The organism is Kutzneria buriramensis (genome assembly GCF_003387475.1).
Classification (GTDB): Bacteria; Actinomycetota; Actinomycetes; order Mycobacteriales; family Pseudonocardiaceae; genus Kutzneria; species Kutzneria buriramensis.
The window spans coordinates 894,759-917,910 of sequence record NZ_QUNO01000001.1 but is presented as its reverse complement, the minus strand read 5'-3'; the positions used below and the strand labels follow the sequence as shown (position 1 = coordinate 917,910).

18 protein-coding genes are annotated in these 23,152 nt (G+C 69.4%); 8 read left to right on the top strand and 10 right to left on the bottom strand.

Annotated elements, in window-relative coordinates; genetic code table 11:
* Positions 1-9: 9 nt before the first annotated feature.
* The gene (locus BCF44_RS04420; protein WP_116172705.1) at positions 10-795 is read left to right on the top strand and encodes an IclR family transcriptional regulator; all 786 of its coding nucleotides are present in this window, start codon (positions 10-12) and stop codon (positions 793-795) included.
* 110 nt (positions 796-905) lie between these two features.
* On the opposite strand, the gene BCF44_RS04415 is transcribed toward BCF44_RS04420, so the two are convergent.
* From BCF44_RS04415 to BCF44_RS04400, 4 genes are read right to left on the bottom strand one after another with little or no spacing between them, the layout of a single operon-like run.
* Positions 906-1,829 carry an ABC transporter substrate-binding protein gene (locus BCF44_RS04415; protein ID WP_116172704.1) on the bottom strand — a complete coding sequence of 308 codons (924 nt, stop codon included), beginning with the start codon at positions 1,827-1,829 and terminating at the stop codon, positions 906-908.
* Entirely contained in the window at positions 1,826-2,506 is a 681-nt protein-coding gene (locus tag BCF44_RS04410) for an ABC transporter permease (protein ID WP_116172703.1), read from the bottom strand. Before BCF44_RS04410 ends, BCF44_RS04415 begins: the two co-directional genes overlap by 4 nt.
* Before the next feature lie 4 nt (positions 2,507-2,510).
* Positions 2,511-3,149 (bottom strand): ABC transporter permease, encoded by a 639-nt coding sequence (locus tag BCF44_RS04405; protein WP_116172702.1) that lies wholly within the window; start codon positions 3,147-3,149, stop codon positions 2,511-2,513.
* Positions 3,146-4,270, bottom strand: coding sequence for an ABC transporter ATP-binding protein (locus BCF44_RS04400; RefSeq protein WP_116172701.1), 1,125 nt, complete (start codon positions 4,268-4,270; stop codon positions 3,146-3,148). Before BCF44_RS04400 ends, BCF44_RS04405 begins: the two co-directional genes overlap by 4 nt.
* Before the next feature lie 104 nt (positions 4,271-4,374).
* On the opposite strand from BCF44_RS04400, the gene BCF44_RS04395 reads away from it, so the two are divergent.
* Positions 4,375-5,817, top strand: a complete 1,443-nt coding sequence (locus BCF44_RS04395) for a bis-aminopropyl spermidine synthase family protein (RefSeq protein ID WP_342775556.1) — start codon at positions 4,375-4,377, stop codon at positions 5,815-5,817.
* Between the two features lie 56 nt (positions 5,818-5,873).
* On the opposite strand, the gene BCF44_RS04390 is transcribed toward BCF44_RS04395, so the two are convergent.
* The gene (locus tag BCF44_RS04390; RefSeq protein WP_246014820.1) at positions 5,874-9,062 is read right to left on the bottom strand and encodes a sensor domain-containing protein; all 3,189 of its coding nucleotides are present in this window, start codon (positions 9,060-9,062) and stop codon (positions 5,874-5,876) included.
* A gap of 222 nt (positions 9,063-9,284) precedes the next feature.
* Positions 9,285-10,463: an NAD(P)-dependent malic enzyme gene (locus BCF44_RS04385; RefSeq protein ID WP_116172903.1), complete on the bottom strand. Its 1,179-nt coding sequence runs from the start codon at positions 10,461-10,463 to the stop codon at positions 9,285-9,287.
* A gap of 306 nt (positions 10,464-10,769) precedes the next feature.
* Here BCF44_RS04385 and BCF44_RS04380 point away from each other — a divergent pair, with 306 nt between their 5' ends.
* Entirely contained in the window at positions 10,770-11,375 is a 606-nt protein-coding gene (locus BCF44_RS04380) for a dTDP-4-dehydrorhamnose 3,5-epimerase family protein (protein ID WP_116172700.1), read from the top strand.
* On the opposite strand, the gene BCF44_RS04375 is transcribed toward BCF44_RS04380, so the two are convergent.
* Entirely contained in the window at positions 11,368-11,679 is a 312-nt protein-coding gene (locus BCF44_RS04375; RefSeq protein ID WP_281283074.1) for a S24/S26 family peptidase, read from the bottom strand. The genes BCF44_RS04380 and BCF44_RS04375 overlap by 8 nt on opposite strands.
* Positions 11,680-11,766: 87 nt before the next feature.
* Here BCF44_RS04375 and sodN point away from each other — a divergent pair, with 87 nt between their 5' ends.
* The gene (sodN, locus tag BCF44_RS04370; RefSeq protein WP_116172698.1) at positions 11,767-12,174 is read left to right on the top strand and encodes a superoxide dismutase, Ni; all 408 of its coding nucleotides are present in this window, start codon (positions 11,767-11,769) and stop codon (positions 12,172-12,174) included.
* Positions 12,175-12,286: 112 nt separating this feature from the next.
* Here the strand turns inward: sodN and BCF44_RS04365 are convergent, their stop codons facing one another.
* The 3 genes from BCF44_RS04365 to BCF44_RS04350 all read right to left on the bottom strand — a co-directional run bounded on the left by BCF44_RS04365 (position 12,287) and on the right by BCF44_RS04350 (position 15,485).
* Complete coding sequence (locus BCF44_RS04365) at positions 12,287-12,589, bottom strand: hypothetical protein (protein ID WP_116172697.1); 303 nt, start codon at positions 12,587-12,589, stop codon at positions 12,287-12,289.
* 1,688 nt (positions 12,590-14,277) lie between these two features.
* Complete coding sequence (locus tag BCF44_RS54670) at positions 14,278-15,168, bottom strand: hypothetical protein (protein ID WP_147328385.1); 891 nt, start codon at positions 15,166-15,168, stop codon at positions 14,278-14,280.
* Positions 15,165-15,485 (bottom strand): PadR family transcriptional regulator, encoded by a 321-nt coding sequence (locus BCF44_RS04350; protein ID WP_116172695.1) that lies wholly within the window; start codon positions 15,483-15,485, stop codon positions 15,165-15,167. Before BCF44_RS04350 ends, BCF44_RS54670 begins: the two co-directional genes overlap by 4 nt.
* 1,888 nt (positions 15,486-17,373) lie before the next feature.
* Between BCF44_RS04350 and BCF44_RS04345 the strand changes: the two genes are divergently transcribed.
* The 4 genes from BCF44_RS04345 (at position 17,374) to BCF44_RS04330 (ending at position 23,151) form a co-directional block, all read left to right on the top strand.
* The gene (locus BCF44_RS04345; RefSeq protein ID WP_342775555.1) at positions 17,374-20,184 is read left to right on the top strand and encodes an AfsR/SARP family transcriptional regulator; all 2,811 of its coding nucleotides are present in this window, start codon (positions 17,374-17,376) and stop codon (positions 20,182-20,184) included.
* A gap of 106 nt (positions 20,185-20,290) precedes the next feature.
* The gene (locus BCF44_RS55290) at positions 20,291-20,689 is read left to right on the top strand and encodes a hypothetical protein (protein WP_170217315.1); all 399 of its coding nucleotides are present in this window, start codon (positions 20,291-20,293) and stop codon (positions 20,687-20,689) included.
* Between the two features lie 39 nt (positions 20,690-20,728).
* The gene (locus tag BCF44_RS04335; RefSeq protein WP_116172693.1) at positions 20,729-21,736 is read left to right on the top strand and encodes an ornithine cyclodeaminase family protein; all 1,008 of its coding nucleotides are present in this window, start codon (positions 20,729-20,731) and stop codon (positions 21,734-21,736) included.
* Positions 21,733-23,151, top strand: a complete 1,419-nt coding sequence (locus tag BCF44_RS04330; RefSeq protein WP_116172692.1) for an aromatic amino acid lyase — start codon at positions 21,733-21,735, stop codon at positions 23,149-23,151. The genes BCF44_RS04335 and BCF44_RS04330 overlap by 4 nt, the downstream gene beginning before the upstream one ends.
* The last annotated feature ends 1 nt before the right edge of the window (position 23,152 follow it).

Here is a 23,152-nt window from a genome sequence, read left to right as displayed (position 1 = left end):
AGGTGATCGATGGGAAGCAGCAGCGACGTGCCGGCCCTGCGCCGGGGACTGGCGGTGCTCCGCCTGCTGTCCACCCGGCCCGGCCCGATGTCCGCCGGCATGATCGCCCGCGAGCTGGAACTGCCCAGGTCCACGACGTATCACCTGCTGACGGAGCTGGCCGACGCCGGCTTCGTCACGCACCTGCCGGAGGAGCGCCGCTACGGGCTCGGTGTGGCCGCCTTCGAGCTGGGATCGGCGTACCTGCGGCACGACCCGTTGGAACGGCTGGCTCGGCCGCTGCTGCGGCGGCTGGTCGACCGTACGGGGGCGACGGCGCACCTCGGGGTTCTCCACGGGGCGGAGGCGCTGTACCTGTTGCGGGAACAGCCCCGGCAGCCCAACACCCTCGTCTCGGATGTCGGCGTCCGGCTGCCGGCCCATCTGCCGGCGTCGGGGCGGGCGATGCTGGCGCACCTGCTCCCGGCGCAGGTCAGGGCGTTGTTCCCGGGGGTTCGGAGCTTTGTCGACCGCACCGGCCGAGGGCCGCGCGACCTGCCGTCGCTGCGCCGGCTCCTGACGTCGGAGCGGCAGCGGGGGTGGTTCGTCGAGGACGGCTTCGTCACCGCCGACTTCGCCTCCGTCGCGGCCCCCGTCTTCGACCACGGCGGCCGCCCCATCGCCGCCATCAGCACCACCTTCCGGCACGTCTGCCCCAACCCCGCAAACGCTTGCGCCGACACCTGGCCCGACATCGCCGCGGAAGTCCAACGCTCCGCCCAGGAACTCACCCTCAGAATCGGCGGCCACGAATAAACCCCCGCGAGTCGCGCTCTGGGACACACCGAATGTGGATCTCGGGCATGTGCCCGAAACGCACATTCGGTGTGCTTGAGAGCGCGACTCGCGGGGGTTCTAGGTGTGCGTCAGATGCCGGCGGTGGCGAGCCAGTCGGCGGCGACCTTGGAGGCGTCCGGCTTGTCCGGGGCCGCCAGCTTGGTGTTGAGGTCGGTCAGGGTCTTGGTGTCCAGCTTGGCCGAGATGGCGTTGAGCGCCTGCTTGACCTTGTCGCTGGCCTTGGCGGTGTTGATCAGCGGCAGCACGTTCTGCGCGGCGAAGTTGAACTTCGGGTCCTCCAGCACGACCCAGCCGTTCTTCTGGATGGTGCTGTCCGTGGTGAACATGTCCGCGGCCTGGACGGTGTTCTGGGTCAGCGCGGCGACCGTCAGCGGGCCGTCGGCGTCCAGCGACTTGAAGTCCTTGAACGTGCAGTTGTAGTTCTTCAGCAGGCCCGGCACGCCGTCCGGCCGCTTCTGGAACTCCGGCGCCGCGCCGATCACCAGGTCGCCGCAGTGCGGGGCGATGTCGGCCAGCGACTTCGCGTTGTACTTGTCGGCCGTCTCCTTGGTGACGACGATGGCGTCCTTGTCCTCCGCCGCCGACTTGTCCAGCACGGACAGGCCGCTGGGCAGCGCCTTCTGCAACGCCGCGTAGACGTCGTCGGCGCTGGTCGCGGTGGCGGTCTTGTCGAAGTACTGGAGCAGCACGCCGCTGTACTCGGGGATCAGGTCGATGGACCCATCCTTGAGCGCCGGGATGTAGGTCTCCCGGCTGCCGATGTTGAGCTTCTTGCTGACCTTCGCGCCGGCCTTGGTCAGCGCCGCCGCGTAGATCTCGGCCAGCAGCTGGCTCTCCGGGAAGTTGGCGGACCCGATGGTGATCGTGTCCGACGGGGACTGGGAGCCGCTGTTGCCGCCCGCGAGCGGGTCGCTACCGGAGCCCCCACCACACGCGGTCAGCGAAAGCGCCGCCACCAGGGCAGTGACCAGGCCGGCTACGGTTCGCTTCATCTTTGAGTTCCTCCACTCGTCCTCACCGGGCGCAGCCCCGGTGAGACAACCAGCCGTTGCACGCCGGTGAGCACCAGCTCGACCAGCACCGCGAGCACGGCGACCAGGATCGCGCCGCCCGCCATCTGGGGGTAGTCGTGCAGCGCGAGGCCGTCGAACACGTACCGGCCCAGGCCGCCGAGCCCCACGTACGCGGCGATGGTCGCGGTGGCCACCACCTGTAGGGCCGCGCTGCGCACGCCGCCGAAGATCAGCGGCATCGCGTTCGGGATCTCCACCTGGAACAGGACCTCCCGCTCGGTCATGCCCACGCCCCGGGCCGCGTCCACCACGACCGGCTCGACGGCCTGGATGCCGGCGTAGGCGCCGGCCATGATCGGCGGGATGGCCAGCAGGGTCAGCGCGGCGATCGGCGGGACCAGGCCGATGCCGGCCAGCAGCACCACCAGCGTCAGCACGCCGACGGTGGGCAGCGCCCGCAGCACGTTGGCCGCGCCGACCAGCACGAAGCCGCCGCGCTTGGTGTGCCCGACCAGCGCCCCCAGCGGGAAGCCGATCACGATGGCGATGGCCAGCGCCAGCGCGGTGTACCAGAGGTGCTCCACCAGGCGCTGCGGGATGCCGCCGGTGCCGCTCCAGTTGGTGGGGTCGAAGAGCCAGCTCGTCAGCAGGTTCACGGCCTTACCTCCCCACCCGGGTCCACGGCGTCACGAGCCGTCCGATCAGCTGGAGCACCAGGTCGGCGACCAGCGCCAGCAGCAGCGTCGCGACGATGCCGGTGACGATCTCGGTGACGAACTGGAGCTGGAAGCCGTTGGTGAACAGCTGCCCGTAGCCGGCGATGCCGATCAGCGCGCCCACGCTGACCAGGCTGATGTTGGACACCATGGCCACCCGCAGGCCGGCCACGACGACCGGGATGGCCAGCGGGAACTCGACGCCGAGGAAGCGCTTGAACGGCCGGTAGCCGATGGCGGTGGCGGCCGCGACGATCGTCGGCGGCACCGCGGACAGCGCGTCGGCGATCGACCGGACCAGCAGAGCGATCGTGTACACGGTGAGCGTGATGATCACGTTGACCGGGTCGAGCGTCTTGGTGCTGATGATGGCCGGCAGGATGACGATCAGCGCCAGCGACGGGATGGTGTAGAGCAGGCCGCTGACGGTGAGCAGGAACGCGCGCGCCGGCCGCCACCGGCTGGCCGCCCAGCCCAGCGGGATGGCGATGATCAGCCCGAGCACCACCGGCAGCACGGACAGGTAGACGTGCGTCACCGTGAGGTCGCCGAGCAACCCCAGGTGGTCGAACACCCACGTCATTGCGGGACCTCGCCGGCGGTGCGCGCGGCGGCCAGCGCCCGCAGCACCTCGTCGGCGGTGATCGAGCCGGCCAGCACGCCCTGCCCGTCGACCGCGACGCCCAGCGCCGACGGCGAGCTGAGCGCGGCGTCCAGCGCGCTGCGCAGCGAGCCGTGCTCGGTGTCGTAGAGGGATCCGCCGGCCAGCAGCAGATCCGCGTCCACGGTGGCCGACTCGTCCACACTGGACAGACGGTCCGCGGACAGCCAGCCACACGGGTGGTTCCGCTCGTCCACGACCACGGCCCAGCCGTCGCGCAGCGCCTGCCGCGCCTCGGCCACGGTCGCGCCGACCTTGACGGGGGCCAGCTCGCCGAGGCTCAGCCCGCCGGCGGTGAGGAAGCCCAGCGCGCGGTAGCCGCGGTCGCGGCCGACGAAGTTGGTGACGAAGTCGTCCGCCGGCCGGGCCAGCAGCTCGGCCGGGGTGTCGTACTGGGCGAGGATGCCGCCGGTGCGGAACACCGCCACCTTGTCGCCCAGCTTGATCGCCTCGTCGATGTCGTGCGTGACGAACACGATCGTCTTGCCGAGCTCGCCCTGCAACCGCAGCAGCTCGTCCTGGAGACCCTCGCGGACCACCGGGTCGACCGCGCTGAACGGCTCGTCCATCAGCAGCACCGGCGGGTCCACGGCGAGCGCGCGGGCCACGCCGACGCGCTGCTGCTGGCCGCCGGACAGCTGCGCCGGGTAGCGGCGGCCCATCGCCGCCGGCAGGCCAACCGTCTCCAGCAGCTCCTCGGCCCGCTTGCGGGCCTTGGCCCGGCCCCAGCCGGCCAGCACCGGCACCGTGGCGATGTTGTCCAGCACGGTCCGGTGCGGGAACAGGCCGGCCTGTTGGATCACGTAGCCGATGCCCCGCCGCAGCAGCGGCGGGTCCGACTGGCGCACGTCCTTGCCGTCGACCAGGATCGAGCCCGAGGTGAGGTCGATCATGCGGTTGATCATGCGCAGGGAGGTCGTCTTGCCGCAGCCCGATGGTCCGACGAACACCGTGATCCGGCCAGGATCCACGGTCAGGTCCAGTTCGTCGACGGCGACGGTGCCATCATCGAACCGCTTGGTCACGGCCTGGAACTCGATCACCCCGAGGTCCTTCCGGTCGTCGCGGTAGTGCGGACGACAGTAGCCTCTGCCACTGACAACGGCACTCCGTTCCACCATGTGCGAACCAGTAGGCTTACCCGATTGTGACCCCACTGGACCAGGCCCGTGCGCTGATTTCCGGCCACGGAGCGCGTACCGAGCCGGCACGCCGCGTGATCGCCATGCTCGGTCAGGGCCCGTGCACGCTGGCCGAACTGGTGCGCGAGTCGACCATGCCACGGCGCGGGGTCGAGGAGTTGCTGTCCGCGCTGGACAGTGACCTGGTGCGAAACCGTGACACATATGAGATCCGGGGCGACGCCGTCGCGTCGTACACCGAGGCATTCACGGTTCCGAACCGGACGGAGCCGGATCTGGCGCGCATCCGCTCCGATGTGGACGCTGTGCCGCCGCCGCTGGCCGCGCTCGATCATGTGCAGGCACGGCCGGAGACGGTCGCGCGGCGGGCGAGTTGGCTGAACGAGCACTATGAACTCGCCGGACGGACATTGTTGTGCCTCGGCGACCACGATCTGACCTCGCTTGCGGTAGCGGCGGTCAACCCGGACGTCGCGATCACCGTCGTCGATCTGGACGAGCGTGTGCTGGCCTACGTCGACACCCTCGCGCGGGAGCGAGGCCTGAACATTCGCTGCCTGCACGCGGATCTACGCTTCGGACTGCCGCCCGCCGCAACGGAATCCTCGGATCTGGTGTTCAGCGATCCGCCGTACACGCCGGAGGGCATGGCGCTGTTCGCCGGTCGCGGCGTCGAGGCGCTGCGCGACACCGGCTCCGGCCGGCTGCTGCTCGCGTACGGATTCAGCGACCGGACGCCCGCGCTGGGCCAGAAGGTGCAGCAGGAACTGCTCGGCATCGGGCTCGTGTTCGAGGCGATCCTGCCCGCCTTCCACCGGTTCGACGGGGCGCAGGCCATCGGCAGCGCCGCCGACCTCTACGTGTGCCAGCCGACCTCTCGTGGCCGCAAAGCCGCGCAGCGCACCGGTATCTACACCCACGGCCCGCAGTCGATCGAGTCATCGTCCACGGTGGACAACGCGGCACTGCTGGTCTTCACCGGCGATTCCGTTGTGCAGCAACCGGACTGGTCCCAGCCGATCACCGGCCGATCGCTCACCATCGACGCCGCCGCCGACCCCGGCCCATGGCTGCTGCGGATCCTGTTGGCGTGCAACGCGGAACGCGTGTCGATCCTGGTGCCCAACAACCACCCGGACATCCGCGACGAGCGCGGCCAGAAGTCACTGTCCACTGTGGTCGCCTCGAAATACCGGCTGCGGTTCCACCGGAGCACTCCCGACGGCAAGCACGCGGTCGTGGTGGCCACGCGCACCGGCGCCGGTCTGCTGGACCGCGTGCACGGCAAGCTCGGCAACGCGCTGCGCGAACACCTGATCGCCGAGTCCGATGGGAAGTTGACGAAGCGGGAGGCCCGGGAACTGGTCGCGGCGAAGATCCCGGACCTGACCGACGTGCGGCTGATCGACCTGCCGCGGCACCGGATCGAGGAGCTGATCTCTGTCTGAGAGCGCGACTCGCCCTGTCCGACCGTGTTTCATTTCCGGGCGAACTCGGCGGGGGTTCAGCCGGCGCGGGGGACGTGCAGCGGGCCCAGCGCGAGCACGGCCCGGAACTCGCGCGGCGGCACCGGGCGGGAGAACAGCCAGCCCTGGTAGGCGTCCACGCCGACGCCGTGCAACACGTGGAACTGGGTCGCGGTCTCCACGCCCTCGGCGACGCAGCTGCGGCCCATCGCCCGGGCCATGTCCACGACCGCGCGGGCGACCGCGAAGTCGGACGGGTCGCTGCCGACGCCCGACACGAACCGCCGGTCCACCTTGATGATCTGCGCCGGCAGGTCCTTGAGCCGGGCCAGCGACGAGTAGCCGGTGCCGAAGTCGTCCACGGCGAACCGAACACCCTTGTCCACCAACACGTCCATCTGCTGCATGGTCTTGCACGGCAGGTCGACCAGCGCCGTCTCCACGAGCTCCAGCACCACCCGGTCCCACGCGATGCCCGCCTCGGCGACGGCGTTGGACACCGCGTCCACGAAGTCGGGGTCGCCTGGAACAAGACCTGAAAGGTTTACAGCAACCGCCACGGGCTTGCCGTTGGGCACCGGCCAGGTCGACGCCTCGCGCAGCGCGGTCCGCAGCACCCAGCGGTCCAGCTCGCGCATCAGGTCGCCCTGCTCGGCGACCGGCAGGAACGCGTCCGGCGCGAGCAACCCGCGCTCCGGATGCGGCCACCGGACCAGCGCCTCGGCCGTCTGCACGGTGCCGTCGACGCCCACCACCGGCTGGAAGTGCAGCGTCAGCCCGTCCTTGGCCAGCGCCTCGCGCAGCTGGCCCTCCAGGTGCACCTGCCGGTCCGCGGACGCGATCAGCGCCGCCGACGCCAGCGACACCCGGCCGGCGCCGCGCCTCTTGGCCTCGAACATCGCGGCGTCGGCGAAGCGCAGCAGGTCGACGCCGCTGGTTCGGGAGCCGTTGGGCACCGCCGCGCCGATCGACGCCGACACCCGCACCAGCTGCCCGTGCACGGGAACGGCCGCCCGCAACAGGCTCGCCACCCGCGTGCCCAGCGCGTCCACCCCGCCGACCGCGTCGATGTCGTCGCAGATGATCACGTACTCGTCGCCGGACATCCGCGCCGCCGTGCAGCCGGTCGGCAGCCCGCCCTCCAGCCGCCGGGCCAGCGCCACCAGCAGCTCGTCGCCGGCGTCGTGGCCCAGCGAGTCGTTGACCCGCTTGAAGTTGTCGATGTCGCAGAACAGCACCGCGATCTTCTCGGCGCCCTCGCCGGCCAGCAGCTGGGTCAGCGTCTCCTTGACCGCCGCGCGGTTGGGCAGCCCGGTCAGCTCGTCGTGATTCGCCTGATGCCGCAAGGCTTCCGCGACCCGGCGGCGCTCGGTGATGTCCTGGAACACCACCAGCCAGAACCGGCGGCCGTCGTCCTGCACGGAGATCGCGATGTGCAGCTCGCAGTACACCAGCTCGCCGTCCGGCCGGAGCAGAATGCGTTGCGGCACCTTGAATCCGCCCTCGCGTTCGGCCGTGAGCCGCGCCGCCGCCGACAGCCAGCCGACCGGCTCGTCGGGGTGCGTGATGCCGGTCGCGGTCATGCCGCGCAGCTGCTCCAGGTCGATGCCGAGCAGGTCGCACAGCGCGTCGTTGGCGTCGACCAGGCGTTCCGCCTCGTCGAACAGGCCGATGCCGACCGGCGTCACCGCGACCAGGTCGGTGAACCGCTGGCTGGACAGCTTCATCCGCGCCTCGGCGGTGCGCTGCGCGGTGACGTCCTGCGCGGTGCCGACCAGCACCGGGCCGGTGCCCTGGACCGAGGCGCCGTGGCAGCGCAGCACCCGCACCATCCCGTCCGGGCGGACGATGCGGTGCTCGCACTCCACCGGCTCGCGGTTGACCGCCAGCTGCTGCCACAGCTCGTCCACCCACGCCCGGTCGTCGGGGTGCACGAGGCTCATGTAGCGCTGGTAGGTGGCGCGCTCCTGCTCGTCCACGCCGAGCAGCTCGCGCATCATGCCCGACCAGTCGCAGTCGTCGGTGGCGGTGTTCCACTCCCAGGTGCCCAGGCTGGCCACGCGCTGCGCGTCGGAGAGGCGACGGCGCTCGTCGCGCAGGTCCTGTTCCAGCGCCCGCTGCTCGGTGACGTCCTGGACGGTGCCCAGCAGCTGCTCGACCTTGCCGCTCGGGGACAGCTGGGCGCGGGCGCGGAAGGTGTAGATCCGGCCCGCGACGTCGCGGATCTCGACTTCGAGGGGCTCGTCGGTCTGCGCGGTGAGCAGCTTGTCCCGCAGGTCGGTGATCAGCTGGACGTCGTCGGGATTCACGCCCGGCATGAAGGTCTCGTCCGACCCCGAGCCGCCCACCAGCTCGTACATCTCACGCAGCACCTCGCTGCGGTACGTGTAGCCGGTCTGCACGTCCAGCGTCCAGCTGCCGATGCGGGCCATGCGCTGCGCCTCGACCAGCCGCGCCCGCTCGCGGGCCAGCTCGTCGTTGGTGCGGTTCCGCTCGGTGATGTCCCTGATGTAGCCGGTGACCAGGCCGTCCCGGCCGTCCGCGCCGACCGTGGACTTGGCCTCGCCGCGCAGCCAGCGCACGTCGCCGTCCGGCCGGACGATGCGGTACTCGATGTCGATGGGCTCGCCGGAGAACTGGTGGTTGGCCCAGTAGTCGCGGACCATCTCCACGTCGTCCGGGTGCACGAGGTCGAGCACGGCCTGCGCGCCCGGCACCACGGAGCCCCGCTCGATGCCCAGGATCTCGTAGTGGCTGTCCGACCACACGGTCCGGCCGGTCGCCGGGTCGTACTCCCAGGACGCGATGCCGGCGACGTGCTGCACGTCGGTGAGCCGGCGCTGCTCCTCGCGCAGCTCGGCGGCCGCGGCGGCGAGGTCGGAGACGTCCACCAGCATGATGGCGCGCAACCCCGTGTTGGGCACCGGCGTCTGCACCACACGGACGGGAACCTCGACGCCGTCCAGTCGTCGTAGCCGGAGATCGGGCTCCTGCCCGGCGAACAGTTCGCGCAGGGCGGTGCCGCCCAGCTGATCGGGGTTGGCCGCGCCGATCATCGCCGCGGCGGCGGCGTTGGCCTGCATGACCACGCCCTTGGGGTCCACCCGCAGGGTCGGCGGCTCGGACAGCGTCAGTCCGCCCACCTCGACCGGGCCGCGGGCGTTCGGCAGCCGGGCACCACCGAGCGTGACAGGTGTGCTTCCCGCCTGCCCGCTGCGCTCAGCCACGGCTCCGCCCTTCCGTGTCGGCCACCGGGGCGGCGTGGGTGGGCCAAGCCGGCGACTGCATCACAGTGCGCCGGGGGTGCGTCGGTCGCGACGCACCCCCGGGGAGCACCTGACGCCAGCGACGGTATCGCGTCCACCGCAGAACTCACAGCCGTCCCCGCCAATATCCTGGCGACGTATGAAAAAAGCGGATCGGCCGGCCGAGCGGGTCCGCGTCGCCGACTACGCTACTCCATCCGCCGCAGCGGCGGCCGCGACGGCCCGCGCGACCTCGACGGACACCCGCGGGTCCAGGGCGCTGGGCACGATCCGGTCCACCGCCAGCTCGTCCGTGGCGACCTGGAAGATCGCGTCGGCGGCGGCCAGCTTCATGTTCTCGGTGATCCGGCGGGCGCCCGCGTCCAGCGCGCCGCGGAACACGCCCGGGAACGCCAGCACGTTGTTGATCTGGTTCGGGAAGTCGCTGCGGCCGGTGGCGACCACCGCGGCGTGCCGGGCGGCGACGGCCGGGTGGATCTCCGGGTCCGGGTTGGACAGCGCGAACACGATGCCCTCGGGGGCCATGGTCGCGATCAGGTCCTCCGGCACCGTCGAGCCGGACAGGCCCAGGAACACGTCCGCGCCCTTGAGCGCGTCGGCGACGCCGCCGCGCAGGCCCGAGGCGTTGGTGCGGCCGGCCAGCTCGCGCTTGACCGGATTCAGATCGTCCCGATCGGCGTGCACGATGCCGCGCGAGTCCAGCACGGTCACCTCGCCGACGCCGCCCGCGATCAGGATGTTCGCGCAGGCCACGCCGGAAGCGCCGGCGCCGGCCACGACCACCCGCAGGCTGCCGGGGTCGCGGCCCAGCACGGTGGTGGCGCCGCGCAGCGCCGCCAGCACGACGATGGCCGTGCCGTGCTGGTCGTCGTGCATGACCGGGCAGTCCAGCGCCTCGATCAGCTTGGCCTCGAGCTCGAAGCAGCGTGGCGCGGAGATGTCCTCCAGGTTGACCGCGCCGAACGACGGGCGCAGCCGGACGAGCGTCTCCACGATCTCGTCCACGTTCGTGGTGTTCAGCACCAGCGGGATGGAGTCCAGCCCGCCGAACTTCTTGAACAGCGCGGACTTGCCCTCCATGACGGGCAGCGACGCGCTCGGACCGATGTCGCCCAGCCCCAGTACCGCCGTGCCGTCGCTGACGACCGCCACCAGGCGGTGCGCCCAGGTGTACTGCGCGGCGAGCGCGGGGTTCTCGGCGATGGCGCGGCTGACCCGCGCGACGCCCGGCGTGTAGGCGATCGAGAGCGCCTTGGGGTCGGCGAGCGGGGCGGTCACACCGGTGCCCAGCTTGCCGCCCTCGTGGGCGGCGAATATCTCGGTGTCGGTCAGTTCGGCGGCGGATTCGTTCACAGCGGTCACGGCGTCCCTCTTCAGTGACACGGCAGCGTGGCGGGGCGCGCGGGGCGCGATCGACGCTGTCGCGTCGGTCACTGCGCGTCTTGCAGTCGGTCAACCATCGCGTTCCGGGTATCGAAACAGTGGTCGAAGCGACGCTGGGGTTCGCACAGTGTGACAGCCGATCACTGGTCTGTCTGCGGCGGGGATCACATTCTTTGCGCAGCTCAGAGGCCGTCCAGCAAGACGACCGTACGAATTGTTGGACTGACCGGTCAGTTTCCGCAGGCAGGTCGGTTCACGATCGGTCAAGCCGCTAACCTGCGCGCCATGCAGGTTCGTGAGCTCGACATCGCAGGTTCTTGGGAATTCACTCCTCCGGCCTTTCCCGACAACCGGGGGCTGTTCGCCGCGCCGTACCAGGAGCAGGCGTTCGTCGACGCGGTCGGCCACCCGCTGCGGCTGGCGCAGACCAACCACAGCGTGTCCCGGCGGGGCACCATCCGCGGCGTGCACTTCGCCGACGTGCCGCCCAGCCAGGCCAAGTACGTGTACTGCCCGTACGGGGCGCTGCTGGACGTGATCGTGGACATCCGGGTCGGGTCGCCCACCTTCGGCCGGTGGACCGCCGTGCGGCTGGACTCGGAGAAGTTCAACGCCGTGTACGTCTCCGAGGGCCTCGGCCACGCGTTCATCGCGCTGACCGACAACACGGCGATGTCGTACATGTGCTCCGAGGGCTTCAACCCGAGCGCGGAGCACGGCATCACGCCGCTGGACCCCGCGCTGGAGCTGCCGTGGCCCGCCGACATCGAGCACATCCTGTCCGACAAGGACCGGGACGCCCCCACCCTGGCCGAGGCGCAGGCGTCCGGCCTGCTGCCCAGCTACGACGACTGCGTCGCGTACCGGGACAAGCTCCGCGGCGTCAACTGAGGCGACCCGGGCGTGGCCACAGCCGGAACGTGGCCACGCCCAGCACGTCCGCGGGGCCCAGCTCGCGCGAGTCCGTGGAGGCGAACTGGTTGTCGCCGACCACGAGCCACCGTTCGCCTGCCCTTTCGACCGCGCGCTTGACCGACAGCTGATCCGGTCGCGACGGCCACCGCACCAGCACGATCGCCCCCGGTCGCGCCCGTTTCCGGAAGCTGACCAGCAGCACGTCGCCGTCACGCAGCGTCGGCGCCATGGACGGGCCGCGCACCCGCAGCCGCCGCAGTGGCCAACGATCTATTCCCACCGGTGCCAACGATCACCTCCGCCTGCCCGCTCCGGCCGTCCGGAGTAGGGTTCCGCACGTCGGAGCATTCACTGTTTGGGAGGACCCATGCGACTGCTGTCGCGCATCCTCGGCCCGAGCCTCGAGGCGACGGCGCACTGCGACCTTCCGTGCGGCGTCTACGACCCGGCCCAGGCCCGGATCGAGGCCGAGTCCGTCAAGGCGATCCAGGAGAAGTACCAGGGCAACGAGGACCCCGAGTTCCGGACCCGCGCGATCCAGATCAAGGAGCAGCGCGCCGAGCTCGTCAAGCACCACCTCTGGGTGCTGTGGACGGACTACTTCAAGGCCCCGCACTTCGAGAAGTACCCGCAGCTGCACGACCTGTTCAACAAGGCGACCAAGGCGGCCGGCGCCTCCGGCGCCAAGGGCTCCATGGACCCGGCCAAGGGCCAGGAGCTGCTGGACCTGATCGCCGAGATCGACAAGATCTTCTGGGAGACCAAGCAGGCCTGAGGTCGACGGCCTAAAAACGACGCTGACCAGCGAAGACGCGTTTCGTTGGTCAGCGTCGTTTTTCGTCTCTTGGTGACCTCCGACGGCCCACAGACGGCCCAGCGGAGATCATCTACCGATCAGTCTGCCTCCGGTGATGGCCTCCCAGAGCATCCGCAACCGGAGTGAGCGAAACGGCCTGCATGTGTTGGATCACCGACCGGAACCCAGCGAGTACGCCGTCGGGCAGCGTGGAACCATACGCCCTCCCGATCCCAATGCCGGCGCGCTTCATCTCGCCGACAAGGTGATGAACGCCACGCAGGAACTCGGCGGCTTCGTCGGGACTGGGCATCGGCGCGTCGGGCTGAAGCGCTTGTGCGATCACTTGCGCGTTCGCAACGAGCCTCGTAGACACCTCACGCCAGTAGCTCATGGCTGCCCCCTTCAGTCCCGGTCCGCTCTGGACGGTACGTGACGGCCATCCGTCCGACAGAGAAGCCTGCCATGGCAGCACATCCGGACTGATCGACGAAGCCCATAGACTGCCCGCCAACTAGGCGTGACTCCAGCGGCGTCAAGTTGCAGACGCACTCAACGCCGCCGATCTTCGTGCACCGAGCTTTTACGCTGAAGCGGTCTTCTTCAACTGCTCCGCCAGAAACGGTGTCGCAAGCGTCTTTACCACATCCTTTTGAGCGGGGCACTGACCCAGGTTGGGACAAACGAGAGGTATCAGGACGCGCAACGTGTTCGTCAAGTGGGCAATAGGCGTGTGCCCCAGTGCAATCTTCAATCCGAGTCCAGCACCAGCGCCAAGCACGTTCGCCATAAATCGGGGCGCGCCCAACGCGATCAGACCGGCTCGCGTCGACTTCCGAATTTGCGCCGCATAGGTGCCAGGATCCACACTCTTAGCTAGATCGTTGAGGCGCAGACACAACCAGTGGCCACGTTTACGGCCGCGATGCCAGAGTGGCACATGATCAAGAAGACGCCCGGCCAAGCCGGCGTAGAACCCGTCTCGGTTGAATACATAAGTCAACAACTCATTATTGACGTCTAGGCCACTCAACGCGAGCGTTCGCTTCGCCTGTTCGCGCCTTACCTGGCGTTGCGACAGGTGCCCGCCGGGCCGGGGCGATCCACTAGAACGTTGCGACGACGCCACCGTGGGCGATTTCCCAACAGACTGCGACTGACGGGGCTGTTTGATTCGGACTGTTTGAAGGGTCGGCACAGGCGGCACATAAATCGTTGACCGACGGGTCCTACCACACTCCCGACCCGCCTGAGAGCCATACCGATGACGCCCACCACACCTTGGACAGTCGTACTGATCCCTAGGCTTCGCACGCCTCCGAGCTGCCACCATGACCAGATGTCATACCGCACCAACACATCTCCAACTATGTCATATGACACATTCACCCGTTCAGCCTTAGCATCGTTTGATGACGGAAAGGCATGGAGATGATCTTCGGCTCGCTTGGGGCTCGAACCCAGAACCTACGGATTCGTGATCCACATTTGCCGTTGTCTGCCGTTGCGGCGCTTTTCCTTGTGTCACAAGGTAATCTGGCGGTCGTACGTCGTCCAGCGTGGACCGGCATCCGTGGTCGTTTGGTGTTGAATACGCGGGGTAAGCGCGGGTGATGATCTGGCGTTGACATCCACGGGAGGGGTCTCGGCCCCGCCACCCAGACCACCCTCCGCAGCATCGCAGACAGGCAGAGGCGGTTGCAGTGCAACTAGACCGGGCGACGTACGCCGTGAGACGCTCCGTACGCGTTCCGCGTCCGACTGAGGGCGATGCTGGCTGTGACCACCAACTGTGAGTCCGTCCATGCGATCGGACCGACTGTTCAGGCGTCGCAGTCCAGTCCGCAGCAGCCAGCCGCCGCCCAGAGAACCAGTCGCTGACCACCACAGTGCGGGTGTGGGGATTCCGAACAGGGTCGCGGTTGGGACCAGTAACTGGGTGGCAGCAGCCAGGACTGGAAGGACGATGACCAGCAGTGCCAGGACCCTCCGGGGTTCGTCCACAACGCGATAGATCAGGGCGATCACTGTGGTGGGGTCCCGTTCTGGCTTGCCTGCGGGAACAGCAGTGGGCATTGTTGGTCACCCTCCGCTAGCGGCTCGACGTCGGTGAGCGGGATCGGTTAGGCTGCGGCGCAGCGAGTACGCATGACTGACTAGACGCAGCGCATAGATCACCTGCTTGCGTCGGCCAGCCAATTCGGCCAGCTCGGCGCGGAATTCCTCGCTGTAGCGCGAACGGTCCGCAGTGGGTAGCACACGAACCGCGGTTTCAATCAGACGTACGGCCGAACGCGCTACTGGTGGGGCTGGGACGGCAACAACCTCTGTCGCTCTGAGTGCATTCAAAGACTCGAAGAGGTTGACTGCGATGTCGTAGGCGCGGGCGAGAGAGCCAACATCCGGCTTAGCGAGCTCATGGGTCAGGAGATCGGCGCGGGCGAGGTAAGTGGGATTGACCGGGACGACAGCGAGGGCTTGGGACAGCGCGATGGACATGTTATGTGCGTCGATCAGGGAGTGTTCAATGCTGCGGGCAATGGCTACCTCGCGGGCGCGGTCCTCGGCGTAGGCACAGGCTTTAGCGCGGGCATCAGCTTCGGCGCGAGCTTCAGCCAGCTCGCGGGCGCGGACCTCACCTTCGGCGCGAGCTCGATAAAGCTCGCGGACATGGATCTCATGGGCCTGGGCTTTAGCGCGTGTACGTGTCTCAACTTGGGCGAGCTCACGTGCGCGGACTTCGATGAGTTCCAGGCTGCGTACTGTATCTTCGTACGCTTCAGTACAAGCTCTAGCGTGGGCCCTGGCTTGCGCGAAGGCTGCGGCTGCAGCATCGAGTTCAGCTGTAGCGATAGCGCTGGCGGCGGAGCTATAATGTTGAGCTCCACGGATCTTGGAGACAACACTGCGGGCGTAAAGGCAGACGGTGTCGAGATCAGGTCGCCCGTCGGAGTTGAAGCGGTACTCGCTCACACCGCTCCCCCCGCCAAATCAGGCCTGAGCCGGTGCTGAAGCTTGGCTGTGGCAGCCTTGGCACGAGCTAGAGCGGCGCGAGCACGCACAGCACCGTCAGGTGTGAGCTGGTAATACCGGCGCCGGGGTCGTCCCTCCGTGTGCGGGTCGAGATCTTCCCAGTGACTGACCAGCCAGCCACAAGCTTCCAGACGGGCCAGGATGGGGTGGACAGTGCCGCTTGGCAAGCCTGCTATCGCACCCAACTCCAACCCGTAGAACTCATGGGTGGGTTCGGCGACCAGAGCGCGCAGCACCGCTTGCGTGGGTTGCGTCATCCGGGGTTCACGCGGTGGTCGGGGCATGGGCTTACTCTACCTAGCCCCTAGGTAGAACACAACCAACCGGGCATCCGGCCTGACCGTCGAAGAGAGGTGCTCGGGCTAGGAAGGCAGCGGATGTGCGTCGATACCACGCTGAGATGCGCTCAGCGCGAGTCCTAAGTGACCGTGACTGACCCCACTGACCAGCGCCAATAGCGCGCCGACAACACAACCGACGATCTTGGAAGGTGACTCGTACCTAGGGTGGGGCCTCGCGCCATCCCGTCGACCTGGCTCTGCCCGATCATGCGTGTCAAGGGGGCACCTCCGCCCAGGCCGGCGGCGGACGCTGGAACGGCCCCCTTGACACGCGTGATTGCCCTCGGGGAGGTCGACGGGATGGCGCGGAGCTAGGCCCCTCCCGAACCGCAGCGCGCCCCCCTTCCCACCATCCTGTTGGCCTGCCCGTCCGGCGAGGACATCTCTTCCTCTCAACGCGGCTCGCGGGGGCCGACGGACGCCGGGTGGGTGGCGGAGCCGGGCCCCGACCGAGCGGCCGAGCGGCCCCCGCAAGGGGGCCGCCTTGATGAAGAGAAGAAAGTGTGAACACAGCGCGCCGTGCTGCTGCTGTCGTGGTTCGACCGGTGCACGCACCGGCTTCAACTGATGCGCAACGTGGTCGGACAGCGGTATGCGCCATCTTGAGTTACCGGCGGCCTTCGGAGCGTTGCAAGTTCAACATCTAAGCGGATGACACGCCATCGCTGGTCCATCTGGCGTAACAGTCTCCCTAGGTCCGGAGATTGACTCAGATCTTCTGGGAGACCAAGCAGGCCTGATCCACCCGGGCCTGACGGCGCCGACCAGCGGGGACGCGTTCCGCCGGTCGGCGCCGTCTTGTCCCCTGGTGATCTCCCACGGCCCAAGACCCAGCCGGGTCCAGCCGTATCTGGCGGAGCAGCTGGGGTCCTGGGCGTCCGCATCGGGGGAGCAATCCGCGACGCGGCGCCGACCCGGTCACGATGATCCGATCGCACATCTCGTCGCGACGTGAGCCATCTTGGTTGATCGCTCAACCAACTGCGTCGTCGGGAACTGTCCTTCGTTAGACAGGTACGGCTGCCCGAGTGGCACGCTCGGGCAGCCGTACGAGATGGAGCTGTCTCAACGCATGATCAGCCAGGCAACGGCGTGGCTTGGAACGCCGATGGCGAGGAGGATCAAGCAGAGGCGGACCGTCCGGGACCAGCTTTCCAGGGCAGATCGGACAGTCCGCCATCTCTCGTCCGAGCGCGATGGGGCCATGGACACCCTCCCTTGTCGACACGCGGCCTACGCTGCGTCTGGCGAGGCCGAAGGGCTCGGCACAAGCCCTCACAAGGGAAACGCCCAAGTTCCAAGGGAACCGGGCATCCAGATCAACGAGCGGCGTTTCCCACCGGTTCCCCTCGGTCTCGTCGCGATCTGGTCCAAGCCCCAAATCAGAGTTGTCCCGACCGGCAACCCGGCACCCTGCTGCTGGTCCGTTCTGGTGGCGGAGGTCGCCGACAGAGATCTTGGCCCCGCAGCGGATCGCCGGCGGGACCGGACTCAACCGTCGCACCATCCACCGTGCAAGGCATGGCACACCCCTCGGCGGAAGTCGAACGGGCGCGCCGACGACGCCGATGGTGCACAGAAAGGTTGCCCGGCCAGGAACCCGCAGCTCGTCCGAGACGACGTGGATCGCGGGCGCGGCGATCCTGCACTGGTCCTCCCCCCTTGGTCCCCCCTTGCACCAATGCAGGACCGCCGCATGTAGAACTGTGCTCGACCGATCGTGTGCATCGTTGCCATGTCGATGCCATCCCCTGGTCAGATGCTGTGCGAGAACCCAGTGACACCGGCTGGAAGTGGCGGAGTGGTGGTTCGGTTCAGCCTGCTCGGAGACGTCCGTGCCGATCTCGACGGCCACGCTGTCGACGTCGGACCCGCGCGGCAGCGATGCGTGCTGGCCGTCTTGTTGGTCGATGCCAACTACCCGGTGTCCATCGACCAGTTCGCCGAACGTGTGTGGAGCGGCGCACTCCCGCACCGAGTGCGGGGGACGCTGTCCAGCTATGTCTCTCGGCTGCGCCAGGCCCTGGCCGGCGCTCCGGAGGTGACGATCGCGCGACACCTCGGCGGGTACCTGCTCACCGTCGACCAGCAGGCGGTGGACCTGTACCAGTTCCGCACGCTGGTCGACCAGGCGCGATCCACCGAGAACGGTGAGCAGGCACTGGACCTCTTCGAACAGGCACTGCGACTCTGGCGAGGAGAAGCCCTCAGCGGTCTGGACAGTCCCTGGGTAACCTCGATGCGCGCCACTCTTCTCCAGGAGCGCCTCACAGCCGAACAGGACGCGACCGATCTGCGCCTGCGACGCGGCGAGCACGCCGAACTGCTCGGCATGCTCGCCGCCCAAGCCGGTGAGCATCCACTGGACGAGCGCCTGGCGAGCCAGTTCATGGTGGCCCTGTACCGCAGTGGCCGGCAGGCCGACGCCTTGAAGCACTACGAACGGATCCGACTGCGCCTGTCCGAGGATCTCGGCGCGGATCCCAGCCCGCCGCTGCAGCACCTGCATCGACAGATCCTGACCGCCGACCACACACTGGCGGCTCCCGTATCCGAACCGCGAGTCCAGGCAGTGACCCCGAGGCAGCTGCCCGCGCCACCGGGAGTGTTCGTCGGCCGGGACCGCGAGCTGACCGCGTTGACCAAGGCCGTGGACCAGCAGACCGCCCAGGGCGCCACCGTGGTCGTGTCGGCGATCGGCGGCGGGGGCGGTGTCGGCAAGACGTGGCTGGCCCTGCAGTGGGCCTACCAGAACCTGGACAGGTTCCCCGACGGACAGCTGTTCGTCGACCTGCTCGGTTACGCCCCCGCCGGGAAGCCGATGGAGCCCGGGGAGGCGGTGTGCGGATTCCTCGACGCCCTCGACGTCCAGCCCGCCGCCATCCCGGCCGGCCTGCACGCCCAGACCGCGCTCTACCGCAGCCTGGTCGCCGGCCGGCGGATGCTGATCGTGCTGGACAACGCCCGCGACACCGCCCAGGTGGAACCGCTGCTGCCCGGCAGCCCCGCCTGCGCAGTCGTGGTGACCAGCCGGGACCGGCTGGCGGGTCTGGTCGCCGCGCACAACGCCCGGCCGATCGCGCTGGACACGCTCGACGACGCCGAGGCCCGCGAGCTGCTGGCCGGCCGCCTCGGGCCTGAGCGTCTGGCCGCCGAACCCGACGCGGCCGACGAGCTGGTGGACCGTTGCGCAGGCCTGCCCTTGGCCCTGGGCGTGGTCGCCGCCCGCGCCGCGTTGCGACCTGACACGCTTCTGGCCGCGCTGGCCGCCGAACTGCGGGACACGGCCACCCGCCTGGGAGCGCTGGACACCGGCGACCCGGCCGCCAGCGTCCACGCCGCCCTGTCCTGGTCAGTAGCCGCCATTGAACCGAACCAGGCCCAGGTGTTCATGTTGCTCGGCCTGGCACCCGGCCCGGACATCGCCCTGCCCGCCGCGGAGTCCCTCACCGACCTGCCCGCAGCCGAGGTGAGTGAGGCGCTGCGCGCCCTGGAACGGGTCTCCCTGATCCAGCAGCACCTCCCCGGCCGTTACCGCATGCACGACCTCGTGCGCCTGCACGCCGCCGCGCACGCCCGCCAGCACCTGCCGCTTCCTGACCGGGACGCGGCGCTGCACCGGCTGGTCGACTACTACCTGCACACCGCCCACGCCGCCGACCGGCTCCTCGCTCCGCATCGGGAACCGCTCCAGAGCGGCCCACCCGCCGCCAGCAGCCGTCCCCACCTCCTGGCGGACAAGTCCACGGCGTTGGCCTGGTTCAGCGCTGAAAACCCCAACCTGCTGGCCACCCAACGGCTGGTGATGCGCGAAGGCTGGCACCGCACGGTCGTCCACCTAGCCTGGACGTTGACCACGTTCCACAGTAGGCAGGGCCGCCTGCACGACTACCGCACCGTCTGGGAAGCAGCCCTGGCCACGGCCGCGCGCCTCGACGATCACGCCACCACAGCCATGGCGCATCGGTACCTCGGTGACGCCCATGCCCGCCTGGGTCGACCCGCAGAGGCCCTCGACCACCTTCAGCAGGCACTCGCCGCTGCTGGAGACCGCGGGGACACCCGCGAACAAGCCCATACACACCGGGTTCTCGCGTTCGTCTGGGAACAGCAGGGGGACGACCAGCGGGCCCTGGGCCACGCCACCCACGCCCTGAACCTCTACCGGCCCCTCGGCCAACCGGTGCGCGAAGCAGACGCGCTCAACCAGGTGGGCTGGCACGAGGCTCGGCTCGGCCAGTATGACCAGGCCCACGCCCACTGCCAGGCCGCCCTGGCCCTGTGCCGCCGTCTCCACTACCGCGAGGGCGTGTCGAACGCGTTGGACACCCTGGGCTACATCGCCCACCACACCGGCCAGCACACTCAAGCCCTCGGCTACTACGAGCAGTCGCTCGCCCTGTGCGGCCAGATTGGCGACACCTTCAACGAAGCCGACGTCCTCGACCGGCTCGGCCAAGCCCACGCCGCCCTCGACCAACACGACCAGGGCCGCCATGCCTGGCACCAAGCCCTCGACCTCTACCGGGCCCAGCACCGCTTCGCAGGCGCCGACCGCGTCCAACGACAACTGGATGCCCTCGACCATGCCCCTGCGCCCCACGGCCCCAACTGAGGAGCTTCACGCTCCCCGGAAGCGCCCTACTCACCCCAATCGGCGGCGCTTCGATCTCATGCCGTCCGTCACATACCGTGTGAACCAAGACCGAGGGGGTCACACGATGAACGAGACGACGCTGCTGACGATCGCCGCCGCGCTGGTGGGCGACGAGCGGATCGGCGACGAGGGGTCGTGGCAGCAGCTGCGGGTGGTCGTCGGGGCCAAGGTGGACGTCACCGCGGCGGGGATCGAGCAGGTGGCCGGGCAGCTGGCGCAGGCCTGCGCCGACGACGAGGCGTTCGCCGCCAAGCTGGCCGCGGTGTGGGAGGTCGCCGCCCGCGGCCGCGGGCACGGCGTCCTCAATGTCGCACTGGGCACGCCGACCGGCACCCTCTTCCAGGCCGGCAGTATCAGCGGCTCCGTCGTCATGAGTTCGCCGGAGCCCGAGCCCAAGCCAAAACCGGAGCCCAAGCCCGCGCGGGAGCGACGTGACTGGTTCACGTTCCGCCGCCCGGTCTGACCGAGGGCCCGGAGCCGGCGCAGGCTCTAGGCTGATCACGTGACGACGGTCTGGCTGCGCTACCTGTCCGGGGCGGACATCGAGTCGCTGGGGGTCACCGACGCGGACATCGTGGCGGCGGTGGAGGACGTGCTGGCCGATCACGGGAACGGGCGCGTGGTGTTCGAGCCGCGCACCCACCTGGTGCCGGACAACGGCGGCCGCGGGCACTTCAACGTGCTGCGGGGCAGCCTGACGGACAAGGGCGTGAGCGGCGTCAAGGTGGTGGGCGACTTCGTCGCCAACTACGAGCGCGGCCTGCCCAGCGAGATGGCGCTGATCAGCCTGTTCGACCCGGAGACGGGCATGCCGAAGGCCATCGTGGACGGCACGATGATCACGGAGGCGCGGACCGGGGCGATGACGGCGGTGGGGGCGAAGTACCTGGCCCGCAAGGACGCCAAGGTGCTGGGTCACGTCGGGGCACGCGGCACGGCCTGGTGGAACGTGGTGCTGCTGGACTCGGTGTTCGACTTCACGGAGATCCGCGTGACCAGCCGCCGGCCGGAGTCGCGGGAGCCGTTCGCGGCGAGGCTGTCGGCGCGGCTGGGCAAGCCGGTGACGGTGGCGGCGACGTGGGAGGAGACGCTCGACGGCGCGGACGTGCTGGTGGAGGCGTCCCGGTTGACGGAACCGGAGCCGCTGCTACGCAAGGAGTTCCTCCGTCCCGGGAGCTTCCTCGTGCCGTACGGGACGATCAGCGCGTTGGCCCCGGACCTGCTCGACGACGTGGACAAGATCGTGGTCGACAACTGGCGGGAGTCCCGCTCGGGCGACCCGCGGTTCGGGGCACTCCGCCCGCACCTGAACGCGGGCATCCTGACGGAGGAGCGGATCCACGCGGAGATCGGCGAGATCGTGGCGGGCCACAAGCCCGGCCGCGAGCACGACGCCGAGCGGACCCTGTTCTGGCATCGGGGACTGTCCACAACGGACCTCGCCGTGGCCGCCATGATCCTGCACCGGGCCGAGGCGGCGGACGTCGGCACGATGCTGCCGTACCGGTGAAGGCCCTGGACATCCTGGCCATCGCCAGGGGCGCGCGGGTCGAACTCGGCCCGCTGGACGACGTCGCGGCGAACCGGCGGGCGATGCTCGCCGCGCTGGACGCCGCCGACAAGCCCGTGTACGGCGTCAACACGGGCATGGGCCGCCTGGCCGGGGTCGCCCTGGACGCCGAGCAACAGGCCGCGCACCAACGGAATCTGCTCATCGGGCGCGCGGTCGGCGGCCCGCCGTGGCTGCCGGCGCCGGACGTCCGCGCGCTGCTGGCGGTCAAGCTGCACGGCCTCCTCGCGCCGACCACGGCCGCCAGCCCGGAGCTGGCCACGTTCCTCGCCGACCGGCTCAACGACGGCTTCGTGCCGGCCGTGCCGAGGGAGGCGCTGGGCAGTGCCGGCGAGATCATCCCGCTGTCGCATGCGTTCCAGACCTTCGTCGGCGTCGGAACGGTGCTGGACAAAGGCGTCGAGACGCCGGCGGCCGACGCCCTGAAGCGCCGGCGGCTGAAGCCGTTTCCCTTGGGCCCCAAGGAAGGCGCCAGCCTCATCCAGGGATCGCCGCTGGCGCTGGCGCACGCCTTCATGCGCGGGGCCGAGGCGGCGGAGGCCGTCGAACTGCAAATCCTGGCCGCCGCCATGGCGATCGACGTGCTCGGCGCGCCCCGGACGATCTACGACCCGGCGCTGGCCGGGCCCGACACCGTGCTGGCCAAGGTCCTGAAGGACATCCGTTCCCGCACGACGAATTCCGCCACCCGGTCCGACCTCGTGCAGGCCCCGGTGTCGTTCCGGGTCGCCCCGCAGGCCATCGCCCACGCCCTGCGCACCCTGGACGACCTCGCCGCGGCGCGGGACCTTCTCCTTGCCGCGCCGACGGATTCCCCCTCTTTCCTCAACGGCCGGTTCACCTCCACCGCCGGCTACCACGCCGTCACGGTCGGCCTGCGCCTGGACGCTGTGACGGCGGCCCTCACGCACGTCGCCGAGATCAGCGTGCAGCGCCTGCACCGGTTGATGGACAGCCAGTTCACCGGCCTGAACGCCCAGCTCGCCATGGATCCCGGGCCGCAGGCCGGCCTGTCCCCCATCCACAAGCGGGCCGCCGGCGAGCTGCACGAGATCCGCCGCCTGACCACGCCGGCAACGCTCGGCTCGCTCGACACCTCCGCCGGCCAGGAGGACGTGCAGGCGCACGCCTGGGCCGCCGGCGAGCAGCTCAGGCGGGTGATCGACCACCTGCTGTCGATCACCGCCTGCGAGCTGACCGGCCTCGCCCAGGCGCACCACCTGCGCGGCCTGCCCGGCGCCCCGCGGCTGCGCGAGGCGTACGCCTGGATCGCCGAAACGGTGCCCCCCGTGCTGGTCGACCGACCGCTCGGCGAAGATGTCCGGCGGTTGCGCGCCAAATTCACGTCCGGGTGAA

What these genes read in the sequence shown, in the direction of transcription:
- BCF44_RS04420 (WP_116172705.1), top strand. Translation starts at nt 10, where the DNA reads ATGGGAAGCAGCAGCGACGTGCCGGCCCTGCGCCGGGGACTGGCGGTG.
- BCF44_RS04415 (WP_116172704.1), bottom strand. Translation starts at nt 1,829, where the DNA reads ATGAAGCGAACCGTAGCCGGCCTGGTCACTGCCCTGGTGGCGGCGCTT.
- BCF44_RS04405 (WP_116172702.1), bottom strand. Translation starts at nt 3,149, where the DNA reads ATGACGTGGGTGTTCGACCACCTGGGGTTGCTCGGCGACCTCACGGTG.
- BCF44_RS04380 (WP_116172700.1), top strand. Translation starts at nt 10,770, where the DNA reads ATGCAGGTTCGTGAGCTCGACATCGCAGGTTCTTGGGAATTCACTCCT.
- sodN (WP_116172698.1), top strand. Translation starts at nt 11,767, where the DNA reads ATGCGACTGCTGTCGCGCATCCTCGGCCCGAGCCTCGAGGCGACGGCG.
- BCF44_RS04365 (WP_116172697.1), bottom strand. Translation starts at nt 12,589, where the DNA reads ATGAGCTACTGGCGTGAGGTGTCTACGAGGCTCGTTGCGAACGCGCAA.
- BCF44_RS04350 (WP_116172695.1), bottom strand. Translation starts at nt 15,485, where the DNA reads ATGACGCAACCCACGCAAGCGGTGCTGCGCGCTCTGGTCGCCGAACCC.
- BCF44_RS55290 (WP_170217315.1), top strand. Translation starts at nt 20,291, where the DNA reads ATGAACGAGACGACGCTGCTGACGATCGCCGCCGCGCTGGTGGGCGAC.